The following is a 20,251-nucleotide window of genomic DNA, read 5'->3' on the forward strand; positions in this document are numbered from 1 at the left end:
GCCCTTATGCGATTGTCAGCATTTCGTCATCAGGGGAGACGGCATCACCGACCTTGATGAAGACTTCGCCGATTGTGCCGGCTTTTGGCGCGCGAACCTCGGTTTCCATTTTCATGGCCTCGAGGATAATCATCACATCGCCCTCTTCCACGGTGTCACCCGGAGAAACCAGAACCTTGAAGATGTTGCCGCCCAGCGGTGCAACCACAGGCTCGCCTTCACCCGCTGCAGGTGCCGGAGCCGAGGAAGCAGCCGGTGCGGAAGCGGCACCGCCCTCGCCCTGGATCTGGCTGATCTCGCCACCTTCGGAAACGGCAACCACAAACTTCTTGCCATTCACTTCAACGGTGTAGGTCTCAGGGCCTTCAGATTTCGCGGCCGGAGCAGCGCTTTCAGCGGTCGGAACCGGCTCGAACGCATCCGGGTTGTCACGGTTTTCCAGGAACTTCAGGCCGATCTGCGGGAACAGCGCGTAGGTGAGAACGTCGTCTTCAACGTTGTCAGACAGTTTGATACCCTTCTCGTCGGCCAGCTTCTTGAGTTCGTCAGTCAGCTTGTCCATTTCCGGCTCAAGTAGATCCGCCGGACGACAGGTCACAGGCTCTTTGCCATCCAGAACACGCTCCTGCAGTTCCTTGTTCATCGGCGCCGGTGCAGCACCGTACTCGCCTTTCAGGATCGCAGAGGTTTCTTTGGAGATGGACTTGTAGCGCTCGCCGGTCAGAACGTTCAGTACCGCCTGGGTACCGACGATCTGGGACGTCGGGGTTACCAGCGGGATGAAGCCCAGGTCTTCGCGAACCTTGGGAATCTCGTCCAGAACCTGGTCGAACTTGTCGCTGGCGTTCTGCTCACGCAGCTGGTTTTCCATGTTGGTGAGCATGCCACCCGGTACCTGGGCAATCAGGATGCGGGAATCGGTGCCACGCAGGCTGCCTTCGAATTTCGCGTACTTCTTGCGCACCTGGCGGAAGTAGCTGGCGATTTCCTCAAGCAGGTTGAGGTCCAGGCCGGTGTCACGGTCTGTACCCTCCAGGATCGCAACCACGGCTTCTGTGGGCGAGTGGCCGTAGGTCATGCTCATGGAGGAAATGGCCGTATCCACGTTATCGATACCGGCCTCCGCAGCCTTGATGGCGGTAGCGGTCGACATGCCGGTGGTGGCGTGACACTGCATGTGGATCGGAATATCCAGCTCTTTCTTCAGACGGCTGACCAAATCATAGGCCACGTAAGGCTTGAGGATACCGGCCATGTCCTTGATCGCAATGGAATCCGCACCCATGTCGGCAACTTCTTTCGCCAGCTCTACCCACATCTCGATGGTGTGCACCGGGCTGGTGGTGTAGGCAATGGTGCCCTGGGCATGCTTGCCGGTCTTGCGGACGGCTTTAATGGCACGATCCAGGTTACGGGGATCATTCATCGCGTCGAAAATACGGAATACGTCAACGCCATTTTCAGCGGCACGTTCACAGAAACGGTCCACCACATCATCCGCATAATGACGATAGCCCAGCAGGTTCTGACCGCGCAGCAGCATCTGCTGCTGGGTGTTGGGCATGGCTTTTTTCAGCTCGCGGATGCGCTCCCAGGGATCTTCGCCCAGGTAGCGAATGCAGGAATCAAAGGTAGCGCCGCCCCAGGATTCCAGGGACCAGAAACCGACCTTGTCGAGTTTCTCGGCAATTGGCAGCATGTCATCCAGCCGCATACGGGTGGCAAGCAGGGACTGGTGGGCGTCACGCAGGATAACGTCCGTAATCCCCAGCGGTTTCTTTGTGTCAGTCATCGTGTCAGCCTTCTGTTTAAAGGTTCTAGTCTTTTACCGGTTCACTTCTTGTGGCGGGACCGGAATTGTGCAATCGCCTTCTTGATGGCCTCGGCGGTGTCAGGGTCAACCGACGCGGGCGCCTTCGGCTTGGCACGTGGCGTTTTGGCCGGGGTTGCCGGCTCTGGCGGCGCAAACCGTCCTATGAGCTTGGACATGAGGAGTGTCGCGAACACCAGAATAATGAGGAACACGAATACAAACCCCATTCCGGCAATCATCAGATCGACGGCTTGTGACATCAGGTCATTCATATCGAACAGCTACCTGTATTGATTTATATTTCTCCCGATCTGTGCCCGGACTGACCAGTTAGACTAAGGTCTAACACGCTTCCGCGACAATTCGGGGGGCAAAATCCTGCGTAATTTACCGTTTTCAGGGTGCCCGGGCAACCTGAATGCAAAAATCTATACGGGGTTTCCGAGCGTCGCGGTCCGAAAAGACACGCATTTATACAGACGAAGCAATTCTCATTCAGGCATATCGAACGCGTATTTTCCGCCCCTTGACCTTGCCACTTTCGAGCCTGGCCAATGCCTTAGCTGCAAGCGACTTCTCTACCGCGACAAAACACTGATGATCAAACAGATCAATCTTGCCGACAGCTTTGCCAGGCAGGCCTGCTTCGCCCGTCAGGGCACCCAGGACATCGCCGGGACGAACCTTGTCTTTGCGACCACCGGCAATGCACAGGGTCTTCATGGCGGGCACGACCGGTTTCAGCGGCGTCGCCAGGAGTTTCTCTGTGTCTCCCCATGTCACGCTGCGGCCTCTTTCGGACTCGATGCGGGTAATCTTGTGCCCCTGGGCCGGCGTGCAGAAGGTAACAGCATGACCCCGCTCCCCTGCCCGGCCGGTGCGCCCGATCCGATGGGTATGCACTTCGGGATCCCGCGCGGGCTCGGCGTTGATAACCAGGGGCAGAGACTTTATGTCGAGGCCACGGGCAGCCACGTCGGTGGCAACCAGGATGGAGCAGCTCTGATTGCCAAAGCGCACGAGCACGCTGTCTCGATCCCGTTGCTCCAGATCGCCATGCAAAGGCAGCGCAGAGAAACCCCGCTCACCGAGTTCCGCCGCCATGTCGTCGCACTGCTGTTTGGTGGTACAGAAAACGATGCAGGACTCGGGCTGACGCTCGGAAAGCAGCGCTACGATGGCATCCGATTTGGACTGTGGCGACACTTCGTAGAACAGCTCTTCAATGTCCGGGTTGTCACCGGTGTCCTCGGCCCGAACGTCTACCGGGCTTTTCTGGTACTGCTTACTCAATTCACGGATGGGCGCCGGCCAGGTCGCCGAAAACATCATGGTCTGGCGTGATGGCGGAGTCTGGGACAGGATGTCTTCCATCGCTTCCTGAAAACCCATATCCAGCATTCGGTCCGCCTCATCAAGCACCACGGTTTTAAGCCGCGCCAGCGAGAGGGTCTGCTTGCGCAGGTGGTCCTGAATCCTGCCCGGGGTACCCACAACAATATGAGCGCCATGGCTCAGGGACCCGATCTGGGGACCGATGGCAACACCGCCGCACAAAGTCAGCACCTTGATATTGTCCCGGGCCCGCGCCAGCTCACGGATAGCTTTGGCGACCTGGTCTGCCAGCTCGCGGGTCGGGCACAGCACGAGCGCCTGAACCGCAAACAGTCGGGGATTGAGCCGCTCAACCAGGCTGATGCCAAACGCCGCCGTTTTTCCGCTACCGGTTTTGGCCATAGCAATGATGTCTTTTCCCGCCAGCCCAGGGGCAATGGCCTTCGCCTGAATCTCCGTGGGTTGGGCAAACCCCAGCTGGTTAAGGTTCGAGCACATGGCGGTAGACAGGCCAAAGTCGTTAAAAGAAGACATAGAAGAAAATCCCGGATTCAGCGGAAGCTGGTTATGAAGGCAATAATGAGGGCGTATACTAGGCCGAAATGATACCAGAATCTGCAACGAAAGAACGGAGTTACTGATGGCATCCCTGCAGGATCAATTGCTGAAGGCCGGCCTTGCCGACGAGAAAAAAGCCAAGGCCATTCGCAGCGAAAAACGGAAGAAAAGAAAGCAGCAACCCAAGGGTGCTGTGGAAGTTAACGAGGCCGAGATCCGTGCACGTCAGGCCCGTGAGGAAAAAGCAGAGCGGGATCGCCAACTCAACCTGGAGCGCCAGCGCGCTGCCGAAAAGAAAGCCATCCAGGCCCAGATCCGGCAATTGGTAGAAACCAACCGGCTGGACCGAAGCCGCGGCGAAACCTCCTATCAGTTTGTTCATGACAAAAAGATCAAGAAGCTCTTCGTAGACGACACTATGGTCGATCAGCTATCCCGCGGCCGCCTGGCAATTGTTTTCGTGAACGATAACTACGAGATTGTGGCGGAAGGTGTTGCCCGAAAAATCATGGAGCGGGATGAGAGCGCCGTGGTGGTACTTCATGATCGCAAACAGGACGATGCAGGCGAGGATGATCCTTACGCAGGCTACGAAATCCCTGATGATCTGATGTGGTAACGCACTACTCAACCGCAGATACACCCTTTTGGTACTACATGCACCCGGGAAATACATAGGTACTACTCATAACCCCAAAACTTCTGACTTGGCCTATACTTTAGTTATATCCATAGAACGAAGGGGATTAACCATGAGAGTGAAAAAATCATTGAGCTTGATAGCTGGCGCCACGTTACTGGCGTCTTTGGCCAGTATGCCGGTTGCCGCCCAATCGGACGACCAGGTTTTCGGACGGGAACTGATGACCCAGCAAGAGCTGCAACAGCACCGGGAAACCATGCGCAACCTGAACACCGACGCCGAGCGTGCGAAGTACCGCCAGCTGCACCATGAACGGATGATGGAACGAGCCAGAGAGCGTGGCGTTGAGCTCAGAAACGGCATGGGACAGGGTTCCGGACAAGGCATGGGTAAAGGCCAGGGCATGGGCCAGGGTATGGGGCAGAAAAACGGCCAGGGTATGGGCCAGCAAAATGGACAGGGCGCCGGGGGTGGCGGTAACGGCAAGAATCAGCAGTATAAGATGAAAGGCTCGAACAGCCAGTAGTCGGACATTGCTGTTCAGGGCCACAAAAAAATCGGGGCTGATTGTCAGCCCCGATTTTTATTTGCGCCTTTTACCTCGAGATTATTCAGGCATTGCGTAGACGCTTACGCGCCCACAAGCCGCCCATCGCCATCAGCACCAGGCCCGGCAGAACCGGATCGAACGGAGCACCTGGTTTGCCTGCGGTGCAACCAAAGATGGTACCGCCGCCACTACTGGACGCTGCAGTGGGCTCTTCAGGCTCGGGTTCAACCGGAGTATCTGGAATCATCGGATCATCAACTGCACCATTCAGACCGGTAACCCTGAACGTGAAGCTACAAGTCGTACTCACACCATCACCGGTACAGGTTGGCCAATTGGCAGCCGCGCCCACTGAAATTGTGGGGTTGATATTGACGTTGGCGAGATCTTCAATCGGGCCTTGAACATAACCGGCAACGCGTTCATATGCCGCTTCATCAGCCAGAATCGTCGCGTTTACAGCCTCAACAGTTTCGAACGAACCGTCTGCCAACTCATACAACCCATCCTCACCCTCATCAGACCTCCATGTAGCGTAGAGGGAGCCGTCTGAAGTATTGAGCACTTTCGGAGGTTGATTAGCCCACTCGGCGAAGGCATCAATGGCTACAGCCTCGCCATCGATCAGGACTTTGAAACCCTCGCCCGTATTGTTGTAATCGGCAACATACAGGCCAGCAGCAGAAGACTGATTCAATGAAATTGCATCAGGTACAGTATCTTGGGCATCCCCCTCACCCAAGGTATCCACAATTGGCCCTACATCGTCGGCTACGCTCGGGTCGAAGTTAATGCTGTTGGGATCCCATCGATCAGCGAGAGTATCTACCGTATTGTCGCCATTGGCATCTACCTCAACTGTCGTACTAAAGACTTTTTCATAAGTCTGCCAATCCGGCGCGGAAGCCGTTCCGGCGTTATAAGCCAGAAGGATCGAGTCGTTGGCCGGATTACCATCGTGATCAATAAACCATCCCGTGGGCGTTTCGCTCAGCGTCCGCCAATCACCAAACAAAGAACTGTACTGCGTGGCAATGGTGCCATTGGTTTCAAGCACATCTCCATCATCAGCCGTAGCAAGCGATTCAGTAAATGGAGCAACCTCGGTGCTGAAGAAAGGCAATCCCTCAACTTTACTACCGCCGAAAAGGCCGCCGGGGTACTTACCAACAGGCCCGATACTCAGTTTAGCGCCATCTGCAAAGCCGAAACCCAGACCATCACCAACAGATGAACGCATAAACTCGCTTCCAACCCCAAAACCGAGCTCGAAACGGATCGCATTCAAATCACCGCCAACCGAATTGGAGGCGTCGGTAAGATTGGAAAACTTGCCAATCACCCGATAGAGACTTACCGAATCATCGGCTGACACATCGACAACAATGTCGATGGGACCATTGGTTTCGGTTGTTTTAAGCTTGAAACGCTTTCCGGAATCAGGCGGGGCTGTACAGTTGTCGCCGGGGGCACGATCGGGCTGAGCCATCAGGCAACCGGCAAAATCGTATGTCTGCAGGGCGGTGAACGGCTCGTTATAGACCTTGATCCCCAACCCTACATTGCCAAAATCGTTAACCGGATCGAGCCACCCAAAGCTGGCAGTTCCCTCTGTATCGGTATACACCAAGGTTTTACCTTCAACCGGTGGAACCGCAAGGTTTTCTTCGTTCACTCCCTCCATCGTTGCCGCAACAGCCACACACGGCAGGCCAATCATGGAACAAAACACGGCGCTAGCAAGTCGATGTCTCGCAAAATCATTTTTTTAGTAGTCATAATGCTTTCCCTAATGCAGTTCAGAAAATCCAAAACATAGAGCAGTTCAAGATTACCGTTCATTCACAATCGTAAAGCACAAAAACCGATAAGCAAATGCTTTTTAGTTACAACTAGTAGAACAATCTAGCACGAACAGTTCTCATGCTTTTGCCAGAAGCGCAAAGCTGCAACATCGCGATCGGCCGTATACCCAGCCATGAGGCGCCCACGAACAGGAATCTCAAGACAATTACCTGTGAAAGAAAACTCCATTACACCGCTCGCAGTTGCAGCCAGTCGTTCCTGTCTAGCCACCGAATCGATAGGTGTGACTTTTTGTCGCACCCTCAAAGCCGAGCAGACCTGAATACCAATCAGGCAGTGTTCACCTTCGAGTCCTTGTAGGCTCACTGCTTAATGATTTTATATTTCGGAGAATTGCTGCATTTCCGTATCAAATAAACTCGTCCAGAAACTATCTGTTACGGTATGCCTCTGGATTCTTTTGATAAAAGCGGCCTTAATAGCTGCAAATAAAAGATTCCAAATTTCCTCGGTGTATCAATTTCGTTTGCTGCCTCGCGCTAAAAATGAGGCAAAACCACGCTTTGATGCTGCCCTCAAGCAAGTAAGGAAAACCATGACAGTCTCGAGCTTCCTCACCAACATGACCATCCGGACCAGATTGGCTGGCGGCTTTGCGGTTCTCCTGCTGCTGACCATCGTAGTGGGATTGGTAGGTGATCGGGCCCTGGAGAGCTATGGCCAACGTTCGAACATTGTTGCCATGCTCGGGCAGGTAAACACCAACCTGACCGAAGCCCGGGTTGAGGAGAAGAACTTTCTGCTGACCGGTGAGGCGCAGGCTGTTGCCCGGACTCAGGCCCAGGGCGACCGGGTTCTGGAGCTGACCAATGAGATCAAGCCGCTGCTCGCAGTCGCCAAGGATATTGAAACCTTGGGCCAGATCCAGGCAGACGTAAAACAATACCAGCGGCTCATGGGCGAGGTTGAAACCAACATTGGTGAACGGGAGGCAGCGCTCGAGCGCCTTGAAACCAGTGCCCGCATCTTCGGATCTTCTTTGAAGGCCCACAGCTCTCTGTTCTTCGCTTCAGCCATTTTCGAGGATATGCGTCGCTCTGAACGCAAGTTCCTGATCGAACATGATGACGCCAGCGTCAAGGCTTATCTCGATGATGCGAAAAGAGTCCAGGGCCCGCTGAAATCAGCGGCGATCACGACCGAGGAAAAAGACCAGATCAATGCTGCGCTGAAGACCTATGTCAATGAATTTCAAACGGTCGTGGATCTCACCAACTCCGGAAAACAGCTGTCGGATGATATGGTCAGCACAGCTCGCAGTGCCATCGAATCGGCAAATAACCTTCGGGCACTTCAGACTGAGAAAATGGAGGCTGATCGTGAGCAGGCTTCCTGGTTGATCTTCGGCGCGACCGGTATCGCCCTTATTCTTGGCATCCTGATGGCCCTACTCATTACCCGCGCCATCGTCTCCCCTGTTAACCAGGCAGTGAGCATCGCCTCCGAGGTGGCTTCTGGCAACCTGACCGTGGATATCAAGGCCAGCGGTACCAACGAGATCGGACGACTGATGGCTGCCCTGGCTACCATGGTGACCAGCCTCCGGGAATTGGTAAGAAGTATTGAGTCGGGGGCCTCCAATATTGCAGCCTCGGCAGAAGAACTCTCAACTGTTACCAGCCAGACCAGCGATGGCATCAATCGTCAGAAGCAGGAAACCGATCAGGTTGCTACCGCCATGAACGAAATGACCGCAACCGTTGGTGAGATCGCCCGCAGCGCCGAACAGGCCTTTTCCGTGGCCGCCGATGCGGCCAGCCAGGCCAGCGACGGTGAGCGGGAAGTCCGCGCGACCGTAGATCAGGTCAACAATCTGGCACGGGAAGTCAGCCAGAGCATGGAGACCATCCAGGGACTCCAGAAAGAAACCGCGAACATCGGCACCGTTCTGGATGTGATCAAATCCGTCGCCGAGCAGACCAACCTGCTGGCGCTGAACGCCGCTATCGAGGCAGCGCGGGCTGGTGAGCAGGGTCGCGGCTTTGCCGTGGTGGCCGACGAGGTGCGCTCTCTCGCACAGCGGACACAATCATCGGCCCAGGAAATCGAGACTCTGGTAACGTCACTTCAGAACAGCGCCGGTGACTCGGTGTCCGCGATGGAGTCCAGCACCACCATGGCCTCGAACACCCTTGAACGTGCCACGGCAACCGGAACGACCATTGAGCGCATTGCCCGTGCTGTAGAGGAGATCAAACAGTACAACAGTCAGATTGCCACAGCTTCCGAACAACAGACTTCGGTGGCCGAGGAAATCAACCAGAACATTACCAGCATTCGGGATGTTACGGATCAGTCCGCCGCCTCATCGAACCAGACCGCCAGCTCGAGCAGCGAACTGGCAAGGCTGGGCAGCGACCTGCAGAACCTTGTTTCACGTTTCAGGCTGTAATTGAACAGCCTGCTGCCTAATCATCCCGATTCCAGTACACCCGAACGAGGTTCGATTCCTTGGTGTACTGGATGTCCAGATTACGGTCGTACGCTCGCTCAATAGCCTCCCCGGTGCCCCGGGGTAGATGCAGATCGGTGAATTTCACCACCAGCTCTCCCTCTGGACCGTCTTCCACACTCATAAGACGTTTCATCGGGTGCTCGAGCTTTTCTTCCTGGACCTTGTTGTGGATGAGTTTCAGGATTGCATCTCGATGCTTACCCAGAAAGCCCCCGGAGAGAGTCAGTATTCCAGCTGGCATATTATCCCGGATTCGCTCACAAGCCGGACACATAAGCTCGTTAAGCTCGCCTGCGGGTGGCGTTGCCCACTGCCAGCGCCCTTTATGGAAAGCTGCACCGCACTCGGAGCATATCGCTGGCTCCTTGGGCTTGGATCTGGCTACGTATGGATCGTGAATCTCTTCTTTGAGAAGCCGGTCATCCCGTCCGTGGCCAGCTGCAACACTGTCTTTGCCGCTCATGCCCTCACTCCTTTCCCTGATGACGGAATCTGGTCGTTCATTGCAGCCCGTGACGGTCAAAAATTTCCCTGACCTCACGTTCGGTCTCTGCAGGCACGATGACCTTGACCAGCTTGGCGTCTTCGTCGATGTAGATGTTATCCCGGGGAATGCCGGTCGCAATCAAGTCATCCCAGGTATTCTTGGCCTGGTCGCGATCCCGATAGGCGCCGTTTACTGTTTTGCTCATGAGTGAAACCTCCTGTTTGATTTCGATTTCCTTACATCTGAAAGAATAGGCAGGGAGGGTGGAGCTGTGCAAATATTGATCAACCGGAAATTGACGGAGAGCAAGACTGGAAGGCTAAAGCAAAACGCCCCAGCCTGTGGGGTGCACAAACTGAGGCGCTTTGGACTTTATTTGGCACGGCTGGGAGGATTATTCGGGCCTTTGGCCCTCACCCCTTCGGGGTCGCCGTCGCATTGCTCCGGCGTTCCTCAACCCACTGCGTGGGTTTCGGTCGAACCTCTTATCGGTTCAAATCCTCCCAGCTATACAAAGCAAAACGCCTCAGCCTGTGAGGTTCACAAACTGAGGCATCTTGATCTTAATATGGCGCGGCTGGGAGGATTCGAACCTCCGACCGCCTGGTTCGTAGCCAGGTACTCTATCCAGCTGAGCTACAGCCGCTTAAAACTTGTGGCAGGTTGATCGATGGCGCGGCTGGGAGGATTCGAACCTCCGACCGCCTGGTTCGTAGCCAGGTACTCTATCCAGCTGAGCTACAGCCGCACATTGATCACTTGCTGTGGTTGAGTGCTACTTCAACCTGTCTCTCTTTCCTCAAAAAGGAAATGGCGGAGAGGGAGGGATTCGAACCCTCGGTACGATTGCTCGTACGGTTCCTTAGCAGGGAACTGGTTTCAGCCACTCACCCACCTCTCCTTGAGAACGGGGCGTATACTACCATAATTTTTCTGTTTTCATAGGGTTGACACGAGATTTTTCGGGCCCGTTTCCCCACACCATCAAAAAAGCCGTTCAGGTTTCCCTTGAACGGCTTTCTGACTCTCAGCTGTTGCCGGGCTCGGGCTCTTCAGAGCCTTTTTCCGACTGAATCCGCTGGTAGATTTCTTCACGGTGTACCGCGACTTCTTTCGGGGCATTGACGCCAATGCGCACCTGATTGCCTTTCACTCCCAGGACGGTGACGGTGATATCGTCGCCGACCATCAGAGTTTCGCCCACGCGGCGAGTCAAAATCAACATATCCCTTACTCCCTATCCAGAGCTACCTGTTCCGATAAATGGTTTTTTGATCTATTTATTGCTTTTATAGTGGGATCACTTACTGATCTGTAGACGCACATTCCCTTATACGGTGCACGTTTGTCATAGGCTCAGTATATGACGCCCTTTTTTCGGAGGCCCCGCAGACCGACCTTTTATCTGCGGTTTTCAGGCCTCTTCCGATACCGCGGGCTTGTCCAGTTCAAATGCACTGTGAAGTGCGCGAACCGCAAGCTCAAGGTATTTCTCGTCGATCACCACGGAAATCTTGATTTCTGATGTGGAGATCATCTGGATATTGATTCCCTCGTTGGACAGCGCCTCGAACATCTGAGTGGCCACACCAGCGTGAGAACGCATACCGACACCCACGATACTGACTTTGGCAATCTTGCTGTCACCGGCCACTTCACGAGCACCCAGTTCGTCAGCAACACGCTGAAGCACTTCTTTCGCACGCTTGAAATCATTGCGATGGACGGTGAACGTGAAGGCTGTGCGGTTATCCTCACCCACGTTCTGCACGATCATATCCACTTCGATATTGGCGTCACTCACCGGCTTCAGAATACGCAGCGCGCTGCCCGGGGTATCCGGTACGCCGGCAATGGTCAGTTTGGCTTCATCACGGTTAAAAGCGATGCCGGAAACAACCGGTTGTTCCATGGCGTTTTCATCCTCAAGAGTAATCAGGGTGCCCTCGCCTTCCTGGAAGCTGGAAAGAACCCTTAATGGAACGTTGTATTTACCTGCAAATTCTACAGAGCGGATCTGGAGCACTTTCGAACCCAGACTCGCCATTTCAAGCATTTCCTCGAACGTAATCCGTTCAAGCCTGCGCGCAGTGTCGACAACCCTTGGGTCGGTTGTGTAGACACCGTCAACGTCAGTGTAGATCTGGCATTCGTCTGCCCTGAGCGCTGCCGCCAGAGCCACCGCTGTGGTATCGGAGCCGCCACGCCCGAGCGTAGTGATGTTTCCACTCTCGTCTATGCCCTGGAATCCGGCAACCACAACCACTCGACCAGCATCCAGATCTTCGCGCATGCGCTGCTCATCGATCTGTTTGATCCGCGCCTTGGTATGGCTGCTGTCGGTCAGGATGCGCACCTGAGAACCGGTGTAGGACCGTGCTTCACAACCGAGCTTCTGCAGCGCCATGGACAGGAGCGCAATGGTTACCTGCTCACCAGTGGATACCAGCACATCCATCTCACGCGGTGTCGGCTCCTCCATGATGTTGTTGGCCAGGGCGATCAGCCGGTTGGTTTCACCGCTCATGGCGGAAACCACGACAACAACATCATGACCTTCCTTCCGAAAACGGCTCACCTTCTCGGCTACCGCTTCAATACGCTCGGTTGTTCCAACCGATGTGCCACCAAATTTCTGAACCAACAGAGCCATTATTTTCCCAATATCCGAAACGGGGACTCACAGCGGAGTGACACTCCGCCACTAAGAAGAAACGGGCGGGATTATAAACCCCAGCCCGCCGACAAAAACAGTTGCTTAAGCGATATTTTTCTCGACCCAGCCGGCAACACCCGCCAGGGCATCCTCCAGCTTGGATGGATCGTTGCCACCACCCTGAGCCATGTCGGGTCGCCCCCCGCCCTTGCCATCGACCTGCGCGGCCAGATGCTTCATGAGGTCCCCGGCCTTGATCCGGCCCGTGGCCGATTTTGTAACACCGGCAACCAGAGTCACCTTGCCATCTTCCACGCTGGCCAGAACCACAACGCCCTCGCCCAGCTTGTTCTTCAGCTGATCGGCCGTTTCCATCAGGGCCTTGCGGTCAGCACCTTCCAACTCGGAAGCCACCACCTTGAGCCCGCCGACGTCGACAGCGGTGCTGGCCAGATCGGTACCGGCCGAGGAAGCAAGTTTTGCCTTCAGCGCGCCCACTTCCTTCTCAAGCTGACGGTTGCGGTCAATCGTCTGCTGGACCTTTTCAATGACCGACTCGCGGGAGCCTTTCACCAGACGGGCCGCCTCGCGAAGGGTACGCTCGGTGCCGTCGATCCAGTCCAGCGCGCCCATGCCGGTAACGGCTTCGATACGACGGACGCCGGATGAGATGCCACTTTCAGAGGTAATACGGAAAAGGCCAATGTCCCCGGTACGGGAAACGTGCGTACCACCACACAGTTCAACGGAGTAATTGTCGGTACCCATGCTGAGTACCCGAACCACATCCCCGTACTTTTCCCCGAACAGCGCCATGGCACCCTTTTCCTGGGCCTTTTCCATGTCGGTAATTTCGGTCTGGACCGGGCTGTTTTCCAGGATCTGCTCGTTCACCTGGCGCTCAATCTCGCGAAGCTGCTCCGGAGTAACGGCCTCGAAATGGGAGAAATCGAAACGCAGTTTATCCGGGTCCACCAGTGAACCTTTCTGGCTAACGTGCTCACCCAGTACCTTGCGCAGGGCCGCGTGCAGTAGGTGCGTAGCGGAGTGGTTACGCTTGGTTCGCTCGCGACGGGCGTGATCAATCCGCGCATCGACTTCCAGCCCCGGAAACAGCTCGCCCTCGATCAGGGTGCCAAGGTGCAGGTGGTTATCCCCCTCCTTGCGGGTATCCGTTACCTTGAACCGGCCGCCGCTCCAGGTCAGCAGACCAGTATCGCCGACCTGGCCACCAGACTCGGCATAGAACGGCGTACGTTCGAGCACCACAACGGCCTCATCACCGGCTTCGGCGGTCTTTTCCTCGCCGTTCACGATGACTGCACGGATTTTCTCGTGGCCGTCAATGTGCTCGTAACCGGTGAACTCGGTCTTGCCCTCAAGCTGCAGGCCCGCGGCGTTGTAGTCGATGCCGAATTTGCTGGCTGCCCGGGCGCGCTCGCGCTGACCTTCCATCGCCTTCTCATAACCTTCGTAATCCAGCGTCAGGCCTCGTTCGCGAGCGATGTCGTTGGTCAGGTCGACCGGGAAACCATAGGTGTCATAAAGCGTGAAGATTGTCTCGCCCGGAATCTCGGCACCCTTGAGTTCGGCAATGTCCTGCTCAAGCAGACGCAAACCCTTGTCCAGCGTCTTGGCAAACTGCTCCTCTTCCTGCAGCAGAACCTTTTCAATCTGTTTGCGGCTGCTGACCAGCTGCGGGAAGGCCTCGCCCATCAGCTCGCACAGTGCACCGGTGAGTTTGTAGAAAAACGGCCCGGTTGCACCCAGCTTGTTGCCATGGCGTGCCGCGCGGCGAATGATACGGCGCAGCACAAAACCGCGCCCCTCGTTTGAGGGCATGACGCCGTCCGCGATCAGGAAGGCGCAGGAACGGATGTGGTCCGCGACCACACGCAAAGATGCTTCCGTGGTTGCGGCACCGCCCAGAATCTGTGAGGCGGCTGCCAGCAAATCCTGGAACAGATCAATTTCATAGTTGCTGTGAACACCCTGCAGAACCGCCGTGATGCGCTCCAGACCCATGCCAGTGTCAACAGACGGCTTGGGCAGCTTCAACATCTCACCGTCAGCGGTGCGGTTGTACTGCATGAACACCACGTTCCAGATTTCGATGTAGCGGTCACCGTCCTCTTCCGGTGATCCGGGGGGACCACCAGCAACATCCGGGCCGTGATCGTAGAAGATTTCGGTGCAGGGACCGCAGGGACCGGTGTCCCCCATCTGCCAGAAGTTGTCTGAGGCGTAACGGCCGCCTTTGTTATCGCCGATACGGACGATACGGTCTGCCGGCACGCCGATTTCCTTGTTCCAGATGTCGAAGGCTTCGTCGTCTTCCGCGTAAACGGTAACCCAGAGTTTCTCCTGGGGCAGGTTCAGCCAGTTCTCGCCTGTCAGGAATGTCCAGGCGTAGTTGATGGCTTCCCGCTTGAAGTAATCACCGAAGCTGAAGTTGCCCAGCATCTCGAAGAAGGTGTGGTGACGGGCGGTGTAACCGACGTTTTCGAGGTCGTTGTGCTTGCCGCCAGCGCGGACACATTTCTGGGACGAGGTTGCCCGGGTGTAGTCGCGCTCTTCACGACCCAGGAACAGGTCCTTGAACTGGTTCATTCCCGCATTCGTAAACAACAATGTGGGGTCGTCCGCAGGTACCAGCGAACTACTTGGAACAATGGTGTGACCTTGCTGCTTGAAATAATCGAGGAATGCCTGTCGCAACTCTGCGGTTTTCATAGCCCTTTGATACCTTTCCAGAAACCCGACGGAAATGCCGCCCGGTCCGCGATTGAATACGGATACTTACATGCTTGTGCAAATCCGCTACTCTAGCACACGCCGAGAACAGGAAAAACGTGAAACATCACAGGAGATTCCATGCCCCGACGCTTCCATGACGCCGAGGAACTATTCCCACCAGCCACCGCCCTCAAACGTGCCCTTGCCATTATTTACGACGGTTTGATCAGCATTGCCGTGCTGCTTGTCGCTACCTGGGGATACACCATGGTGGCTGGCTGGATCACCGGCTGGGACAGGTACGAACAGATGGCCGAGGCAGGCCAGCTTTCCGGGGACCCGGGGCTGACGTTCACGTTGTTCCTGATCCTTTACCTTTTCTTTGCCTATTTCTGGACGCGCATTGGCCAGACCCTGGGGATGCAGGTCTGGCGGATTCGAATTGAAAACATTGATGGTACTTCGGTGAGCTGGAGCAAGGCGCTCAGGCGTTACGTGACGGCGGCGGCTGTGATCTTCCTGACACTTCTGGGCAGCTACTACCTCGGAGCTGCCACCCTGTTTCTGGGTATCCCGGCTATTGTTGCGCTGTTCTATCCGATCAATGGTCTGTCAATTACCGACCGCCTCTCTGACAGCGTGGTTGTATCCATACCCAAAGAAGCGACCAAAAAGTAATGGTTTAGCCGGCGGGATAGCAGGCCTGGTCAACCAGCCCGCCGCATCAGGATGCCACCAGCCACGGCGCTTACCGCGATGGGCACCAGCACCGCAAGCATTGGGTTGAACCCGTATACAAGGCTCATTGGCCCAAGAAAATCCTGCATATATTTGAACAGAAGCCCCACCAACAGCCCGGTAAAAACCCGGAATCCCATGGTGACCGAGCGCAATGGCCCAAAGATGAAGGATATTGCCACCAGCACCATGACCGCCGTTCCCAGAGGCATGAGCGCCTTCTTCCAGAACGCCAGCCAGTAGCGGGAGGCGTTCAGGCTTTGCTCGCCAAGATAGGTGGCGTATGTGTAGAGTCCGGTCATCGAAAGATTCTCGGGCTTCACGATCAACACGCTGAGAACGCCGGGCGAGAGGCCGGTTTCCCAGCGCAGGGTCCGTTCGTCAACGCGTACTGTCCGATCATCCTCGAAGCTCGTGGTGCGAACATTCTCCAGCAACCAGTAGTCGCCCTGATAAATCGCTCGCTCCGCAAAACTTGCGGCCAGCAGCTGCCGATCATCATCAAACTGGAAACGCGATACCCCATGCAGGACGCCATTCGGTTGCACGGCATTCAGATGGATGTATGAATCCCCTTCCTTGTGCCAGACCCCCGAAGCCGACGCCACGTTGCTACCGGCGCCCAATGCCACCGCCTTGTAACTCTGGGCCACGCGCTCGGCAGGCGGAGCCAGATATTCACCTATCAATACACCCATAACCACGATAACCAGCGCCGGCTTCATTGCGGACCAGACAATACGCTTGAGCGATACGCCGGCAGCCCGCACAACCGTCAACTCCGAGGAACTGGCCATAGAACCCAGGCCCACCAGGCAGCCCATGAAGGCACCCAGCGGCAGATAATCGTAGATTCGTCTTGGCAGGGTCAGAAAGACATACCAGAGTGCGTCCAGGATCTGGTAGTTGTTGCGGATGTCATCCAGTTCAGCGATGAACGCAAAAATGAGATCAAGGGACAACACCACCATCATCACGAGGAACATCGCGCCGCCAACCGAGCGCATTACATACCCGTCAATCTTGCGCACGAGCACCCCCATCCCGAATCAGGCGCCGGCGGTACAACCACGCTGGGCCGAACTGAAGCCATAGCCCAAAGCCGAGGAACAACGCGTGGACCCAGAGCATGCCCAGCCATTCCGGGACCTTGCCGGCCGCCAGCCAGTCCCGGGCTACAATGAGTAGGCCCAGATAAGTTATGTAGACAAGCATTGCCGGTAACAGATGAAAGAACCGGCCCTGGCGTGGATTCACGCGGCTCAGCCTCACTGCCAGCAACGTTACGATTGGCACGATGAGCGGCAGCGAAAATCGCCAGTGCAGCAACGCACGATCTTCCAGGCGGTCTGACTGCATCAGGCTCCAGGTACTGGCGCCCTCTTCCCGCTGCTTGGTGCCAGCCTCGCCGCCCTCGATCTTCAGACCGTAGGCTTCGAAATCGATCACATTGTAATTCAACTGGCCCGCGGCGCCCTCAAAGCGACCACCGTTTTCCAGAATGAGAAAACGGCTGCCGGTTTCCGGATCGATCAGCTGGGAGCCGGAATCTGCGGTTATGATCGTCAGGCCACGCCCGTCCGGTGCGTACTCGGCGATAAAAACGCCCTGCAACTGGCGTTTATCTTCACTCAAAGCCTCGGTGTAGGTCACCCGTCCGCCAGAGGAAAAATCCTGGAAGCGCCCGGGCGCAAGCATTTCAAACTCGGTTGCCTTTCTTTGTTCGTTCAGAATTTCCTGAACCTGATTCATTCCCCAGGGCGACACGTAAAGACTCATGGCACCGACAATGATCATCACTGGCAGACTGCCCAGAAGCGTTTTTCCCAACAATGCCTTGTCACTCACCCCACAGGCGGACAGGACCGTCATTTCGCTTTCGAGATACATACGCCCATAGGCGAGCAGGATGCCGATGAACAGCCCGAGGGGCAGAATCAGCTCAAGAAAACCCGGAAACCGGAAGGCCATGATCTCCAGCAGCACACCGGCCGAAATGCTGCCCTGGGCCGCACTGTCGAGATATTTCAGGAAACGGCCGCTCATGAACACCAGCAGCAGGATGCCCGAAACGGCAACCATGCTGATCATGATCTGGCGTATGAGGTAACGGAAAATGATGCTCAAATCGGTCTCTCTGGCGGTATCCGCTGAAACGTGGAGGTCGCTGGGAACTGCGCGTATTCTATGTAACCTTGGTGCCGAATGACAGAGTAGCGGTATTACACCGGCATGAAGGCACAGACAGGCACGGAAGCGGCGCCAATCGCTTGATAATTTCCCCGCAAGCCCCAATGCTAGACTAGATCACAATCAAGAACGATTCCCGCCGCCGGCGGGAGCCTCGTGAACAATCAACAGGAGTTGCCATGAATTTCAGCCTGAGCAGTAAAGCCATCGCCAGCACCAAAGCAGACTGTCTCGTAGTTGGCTTGCCTGAGAAAAGCACCTGGCCCGATTCGACGAATCAGGCCGATGAGGCTCTGGGCGGGATGATCAAGACACTCCAGAAGGCCGGTGACCTGTCCGGCAAGAATGCCACGACGCTGACCATTCCCCTGACCGATCAGCCCTGGACTCGCCTGCTTGTGGTTGGCACTGGCAAGGATGAAGATCGCAGCCCCGCCAACTACCGTAAAGCGTTGATCGCGATGATGACCGCGCTCAAGGACGGTCCGTCCAAAAGCGTCGCGATCGCCCTCGCAGATACCCCTGTAACCGGCGAAGAAGCTGTGAGTTCTGAAGCAGCCCGCCTCAGCCTGATTGGCCGGACCCTTGAAGATCAGCTTTACACCTTCAGCGACTTCAAGAGCGAAAAACCCGCCGCCCGGAAGCTCAACAAAGCTATTGTGCATGCCTCCAGTGCCGGCAAGGCCCTCAAGGATGCCTTCAACCTCGGCCTGGCCACCGGCCGTGGTATGAATCTCACCCGGGATCTGGGCAACACCCCGCCCAACATCTGCCACCCGGAATGGCTGGCTCAGCAAGCCAAGAAGCTGGCCAAGGATTACGACTGCATCAAGACCGAAGTGCTTGACGAAAAGCAGATGGAAAAGATGGGCATGAACACCATCCTGGCCGTGGGCAAAGGCAGCACCCAACCGCCGCGACTGATCGTGATGGAATACCGTGGTGGCAAGGCCAAGGACAAGCCCCACGTACTTGTGGGCAAAGGTATCACCTTCGACACCGGCGGTATCAGCCTCAAGCCCGGCGAGGGCATGGATGAAATGAAGTACGACATGGGCGGCTCCGCCAGTGTCTTCGGCGCCATGAAAGTGCTCGCCGAAACCCAACCCAAGATCAACGTGGTGGCTGTGATTGCCGCAGCAGAGAACATGCCGGATGGCGGCGCTTCCCGCCCTGGCGACATCGTGACCACGCTCTCCGGCATGACTGTTGAAATCCTCAACACCGACGCCGAGGGGCGCCTGGTATTGTGCGATGCCCTCACCTACGTGAAGAAGTTTGACCCGGCCGCCGTCATCGATCTGGCGACCCTGACCGGCGCCTGCATCATTGCACTTGGCAATCACGCCACCGGCCTGCTGGCCAACAACGATGAACTTGCCAACGAGCTTCTTGCCGCCGGCGAGCGTGCCGGTGACCGGGCATGGCGCCTACCGCTCTGGGACGAATACCAGAGCCAGCTCGACAGCAACTTTGCCGACATGGCCAACATCGGTGGCCGCCCTGCCGGGACCATAACAGCGGCCTGTTTCCTTTCCCGCTTTGCCAAGGACTATCGCTGGGCGCACCTGGACATCGCCGGCACCGCCTGGCACTCCGGCAAAGCCAAGGGCTCATCCGGTCGCCCGGTGCCCATGCTGGTCGACTACCTGATGTCCCATGCAGGAAAGTAAGCCCTCCAGCTCCTCGGAGACCGGCAGCCCAGCTGCCGGCCACTCCGGACAGGAAGACCGGAACCAGCGCTACTGGTTTCACATCCTTGCCCAGAACACGCCCGCCGCCCGCAATCTCCACGCTGCAAAACTCGTGGACAAAGCCTGGCAGCAGGGCGACCGCGTGTGCGTCGTGTGCGATACCATGCAACACGCAGAAGAGCTGGACGACCTGCTCTGGAACTTCAGCCCGGACGCATTCATCCCCCATAGCGTTGTTCCGGACTCTGCCACAACCTGCTCCGATCCCGTTGGCATTCTGCTTTGCCCGCCGGCGCCAGAGGATTGGGATACCGTGATCATTCTCTCCGCAACCTTGCCGGCGGATGCCGACCGGTTCAAGCGACTGGCCCTGGTTGCCCATAACGACCCGAATGTTCTTAATCAGGCGCGGTCACACTTCAAGCAATTGCGGGCACTGGGGATTGAACCCCGGGTGCATGATCAGAGGAAGCGTTAGGTTCGCCGCAAACAGGGCGACCATGTATAATCGTGCGTCTCAATTTTCCCTT

At 56.3% G+C, this 20,251-nt stretch carries 17 protein-coding genes and 3 tRNA genes; 6 read left to right on the forward strand and 14 right to left on the reverse strand.

Annotated elements, in window-relative coordinates; genetic code table 11:
• Positions 1–4: 4 nt before the first annotated feature.
• From oadA to dbpA, 3 genes are all read right to left on the reverse strand, one after another.
• Positions 5–1,792: a sodium-extruding oxaloacetate decarboxylase subunit alpha gene (gene oadA / locus AC13E3_RS15455; protein WP_053114930.1), complete on the reverse strand. Its 1,788-nt coding sequence runs from the start codon at positions 1,790–1,792 to the stop codon at positions 5–7.
• 41 nt (positions 1,793–1,833) lie between these two features.
• Positions 1,834–2,085 carry an OadG family protein gene (locus AC13E3_RS15460; protein WP_008172126.1) on the reverse strand — a complete coding sequence of 84 codons (252 nt, stop codon included), beginning with the start codon at positions 2,083–2,085 and terminating at the stop codon, positions 1,834–1,836.
• A gap of 223 nt (positions 2,086–2,308) precedes the next feature.
• Positions 2,309–3,682 carry an ATP-dependent RNA helicase DbpA gene (gene dbpA, locus AC13E3_RS15465; RefSeq protein WP_482902199.1) on the reverse strand — a complete coding sequence of 458 codons (1,374 nt, stop codon included), beginning with the start codon at positions 3,680–3,682 and terminating at the stop codon, positions 2,309–2,311.
• A gap of 106 nt (positions 3,683–3,788) precedes the next feature.
• Between dbpA and AC13E3_RS15470 the strand changes: the two genes are divergently transcribed.
• Both AC13E3_RS15470 and AC13E3_RS15475 read left to right on the forward strand, forming a co-directional pair.
• Positions 3,789–4,325: a DUF2058 domain-containing protein gene (locus AC13E3_RS15470; RefSeq protein ID WP_014576759.1), complete on the forward strand. Its 537-nt coding sequence runs from the start codon at positions 3,789–3,791 to the stop codon at positions 4,323–4,325.
• 133 nt (positions 4,326–4,458) lie between these two features.
• Complete coding sequence (locus AC13E3_RS15475; RefSeq protein ID WP_139216035.1) at positions 4,459–4,875, forward strand: hypothetical protein; 417 nt, start codon at positions 4,459–4,461, stop codon at positions 4,873–4,875.
• An 85-nt stretch (positions 4,876–4,960) separates the two neighbouring features.
• Here AC13E3_RS15475 and AC13E3_RS15480 read toward each other — a convergent pair whose 3' ends face one another.
• Positions 4,961–6,574, reverse strand: coding sequence for a choice-of-anchor F family protein (locus AC13E3_RS15480; RefSeq protein ID WP_482902200.1), 1,614 nt, complete (start codon positions 6,572–6,574; stop codon positions 4,961–4,963).
• 726 nt (positions 6,575–7,300) lie between these two features.
• On the opposite strand from AC13E3_RS15480, the gene AC13E3_RS15485 reads away from it, so the two are divergent.
• Entirely contained in the window at positions 7,301–9,157 is a 1,857-nt protein-coding gene (locus tag AC13E3_RS15485; protein WP_053114927.1) for a HAMP domain-containing methyl-accepting chemotaxis protein, read from the forward strand.
• 16 nt (positions 9,158–9,173) lie between these two features.
• Here the strand turns inward: AC13E3_RS15485 and AC13E3_RS15490 are convergent, their stop codons facing one another.
• From AC13E3_RS15490 to alaS, 8 genes are all read right to left on the reverse strand, one after another.
• Positions 9,174–9,683: a BCAM0308 family protein gene (locus tag AC13E3_RS15490; RefSeq protein ID WP_482902201.1), complete on the reverse strand. Its 510-nt coding sequence runs from the start codon at positions 9,681–9,683 to the stop codon at positions 9,174–9,176.
• A gap of 37 nt (positions 9,684–9,720) precedes the next feature.
• Positions 9,721–9,912, reverse strand: coding sequence for an SPOR domain-containing protein (locus AC13E3_RS15495; protein ID WP_053114925.1), 192 nt, complete (start codon positions 9,910–9,912; stop codon positions 9,721–9,723).
• Positions 9,913–10,276: 364 nt separating this feature from the next.
• Positions 10,277–10,353: transfer RNA gene (locus AC13E3_RS15500), tRNA-Arg, on the reverse strand.
• Positions 10,354–10,378: 25 nt separating this feature from the next.
• Positions 10,379–10,455 (reverse strand) — tRNA-Arg (locus tag AC13E3_RS15505).
• A 63-nt stretch (positions 10,456–10,518) separates the two neighbouring features.
• A tRNA-Ser gene (locus tag AC13E3_RS15510) sits at positions 10,519–10,608 on the reverse strand.
• A gap of 126 nt (positions 10,609–10,734) precedes the next feature.
• A complete protein-coding gene (csrA, locus tag AC13E3_RS15515; RefSeq protein ID WP_008172808.1) occupies positions 10,735–10,932 on the reverse strand; it encodes a carbon storage regulator CsrA in 198 nt (65 codons plus the stop codon).
• A 189-nt stretch (positions 10,933–11,121) separates the two neighbouring features.
• The gene (locus tag AC13E3_RS15520; protein WP_014576751.1) at positions 11,122–12,360 is read right to left on the reverse strand and encodes an aspartate kinase; all 1,239 of its coding nucleotides are present in this window, start codon (positions 12,358–12,360) and stop codon (positions 11,122–11,124) included.
• A gap of 105 nt (positions 12,361–12,465) precedes the next feature.
• Positions 12,466–15,096, reverse strand: a complete 2,631-nt coding sequence (alaS, locus tag AC13E3_RS15525) for an alanine--tRNA ligase (protein WP_008172812.1) — start codon at positions 15,094–15,096, stop codon at positions 12,466–12,468.
• Between the two features lie 141 nt (positions 15,097–15,237).
• Between alaS and AC13E3_RS15530 the strand changes: the two genes are divergently transcribed.
• Positions 15,238–15,777 (forward strand): RDD family protein, encoded by a 540-nt coding sequence (locus tag AC13E3_RS15530; RefSeq protein ID WP_008172814.1) that lies wholly within the window; start codon positions 15,238–15,240, stop codon positions 15,775–15,777.
• A gap of 29 nt (positions 15,778–15,806) precedes the next feature.
• Here the strand turns inward: AC13E3_RS15530 and lptG are convergent, their stop codons facing one another.
• Together lptG and lptF are read right to left on the reverse strand one after the other, a co-directional pair.
• Positions 15,807–16,868, reverse strand: a complete 1,062-nt coding sequence (gene lptG, locus AC13E3_RS15535) for an LPS export ABC transporter permease LptG (protein WP_421862776.1) — start codon at positions 16,866–16,868, stop codon at positions 15,807–15,809.
• Positions 16,855–17,964 carry an LPS export ABC transporter permease LptF gene (gene lptF / locus AC13E3_RS15540; protein ID WP_008172817.1) on the reverse strand — a complete coding sequence of 370 codons (1,110 nt, stop codon included), beginning with the start codon at positions 17,962–17,964 and terminating at the stop codon, positions 16,855–16,857. Before lptF ends, lptG begins: the two co-directional genes overlap by 14 nt.
• A gap of 242 nt (positions 17,965–18,206) precedes the next feature.
• Between lptF and AC13E3_RS15545 the strand changes: the two genes are divergently transcribed.
• Entirely contained in the window at positions 18,207–19,700 is a 1,494-nt protein-coding gene (locus AC13E3_RS15545; RefSeq protein ID WP_482902202.1) for a leucyl aminopeptidase, read from the forward strand.
• The gene (locus tag AC13E3_RS15550; RefSeq protein ID WP_008172819.1) at positions 19,687–20,199 is read left to right on the forward strand and encodes a DNA polymerase III subunit chi; all 513 of its coding nucleotides are present in this window, start codon (positions 19,687–19,689) and stop codon (positions 20,197–20,199) included. Before AC13E3_RS15545 ends, AC13E3_RS15550 begins: the two co-directional genes overlap by 14 nt.
• Positions 20,200–20,251: the final 52 nt, after the last annotated feature.

The organism is Marinobacter sp. L-80, assembly GCF_056859395.1.

Coding starts and splice junctions, on each gene's coding strand:
- AC13E3_RS15460 (WP_008172126.1), bottom strand. CDS start 2,085: ATGAATGACCTGATGTCACAAGCCGTCGATCTGATGATTGCCGGAATG.
- oadA (WP_053114930.1), bottom strand. CDS start 1,792: ATGACTGACACAAAGAAACCGCTGGGGATTACGGACGTTATCCTGCGT.
- csrA (WP_008172808.1), bottom strand. CDS start 10,932: ATGTTGATTTTGACTCGCCGCGTGGGCGAAACTCTGATGGTCGGCGAC.
- AC13E3_RS15495 (WP_053114925.1), bottom strand. CDS start 9,912: ATGAGCAAAACAGTAAACGGCGCCTATCGGGATCGCGACCAGGCCAAG.
- AC13E3_RS15485 (WP_053114927.1), top strand. CDS start 7,301: ATGACAGTCTCGAGCTTCCTCACCAACATGACCATCCGGACCAGATTG.
- AC13E3_RS15475 (WP_139216035.1), top strand. CDS start 4,459: ATGAGAGTGAAAAAATCATTGAGCTTGATAGCTGGCGCCACGTTACTG.
- AC13E3_RS15550 (WP_008172819.1), top strand. CDS start 19,687: ATGCAGGAAAGTAAGCCCTCCAGCTCCTCGGAGACCGGCAGCCCAGCT.
- alaS (WP_008172812.1), bottom strand. CDS start 15,096: ATGAAAACCGCAGAGTTGCGACAGGCATTCCTCGATTATTTCAAGCAG.
- AC13E3_RS15545 (WP_482902202.1), top strand. CDS start 18,207: ATGAATTTCAGCCTGAGCAGTAAAGCCATCGCCAGCACCAAAGCAGAC.
- dbpA (WP_482902199.1), bottom strand. CDS start 3,682: ATGTCTTCTTTTAACGACTTTGGCCTGTCTACCGCCATGTGCTCGAAC.
- AC13E3_RS15520 (WP_014576751.1), bottom strand. CDS start 12,360: ATGGCTCTGTTGGTTCAGAAATTTGGTGGCACATCGGTTGGAACAACC.
- AC13E3_RS15470 (WP_014576759.1), top strand. CDS start 3,789: ATGGCATCCCTGCAGGATCAATTGCTGAAGGCCGGCCTTGCCGACGAG.
- AC13E3_RS15490 (WP_482902201.1), bottom strand. CDS start 9,683: ATGAGCGGCAAAGACAGTGTTGCAGCTGGCCACGGACGGGATGACCGG.
- AC13E3_RS15530 (WP_008172814.1), top strand. CDS start 15,238: ATGCCCCGACGCTTCCATGACGCCGAGGAACTATTCCCACCAGCCACC.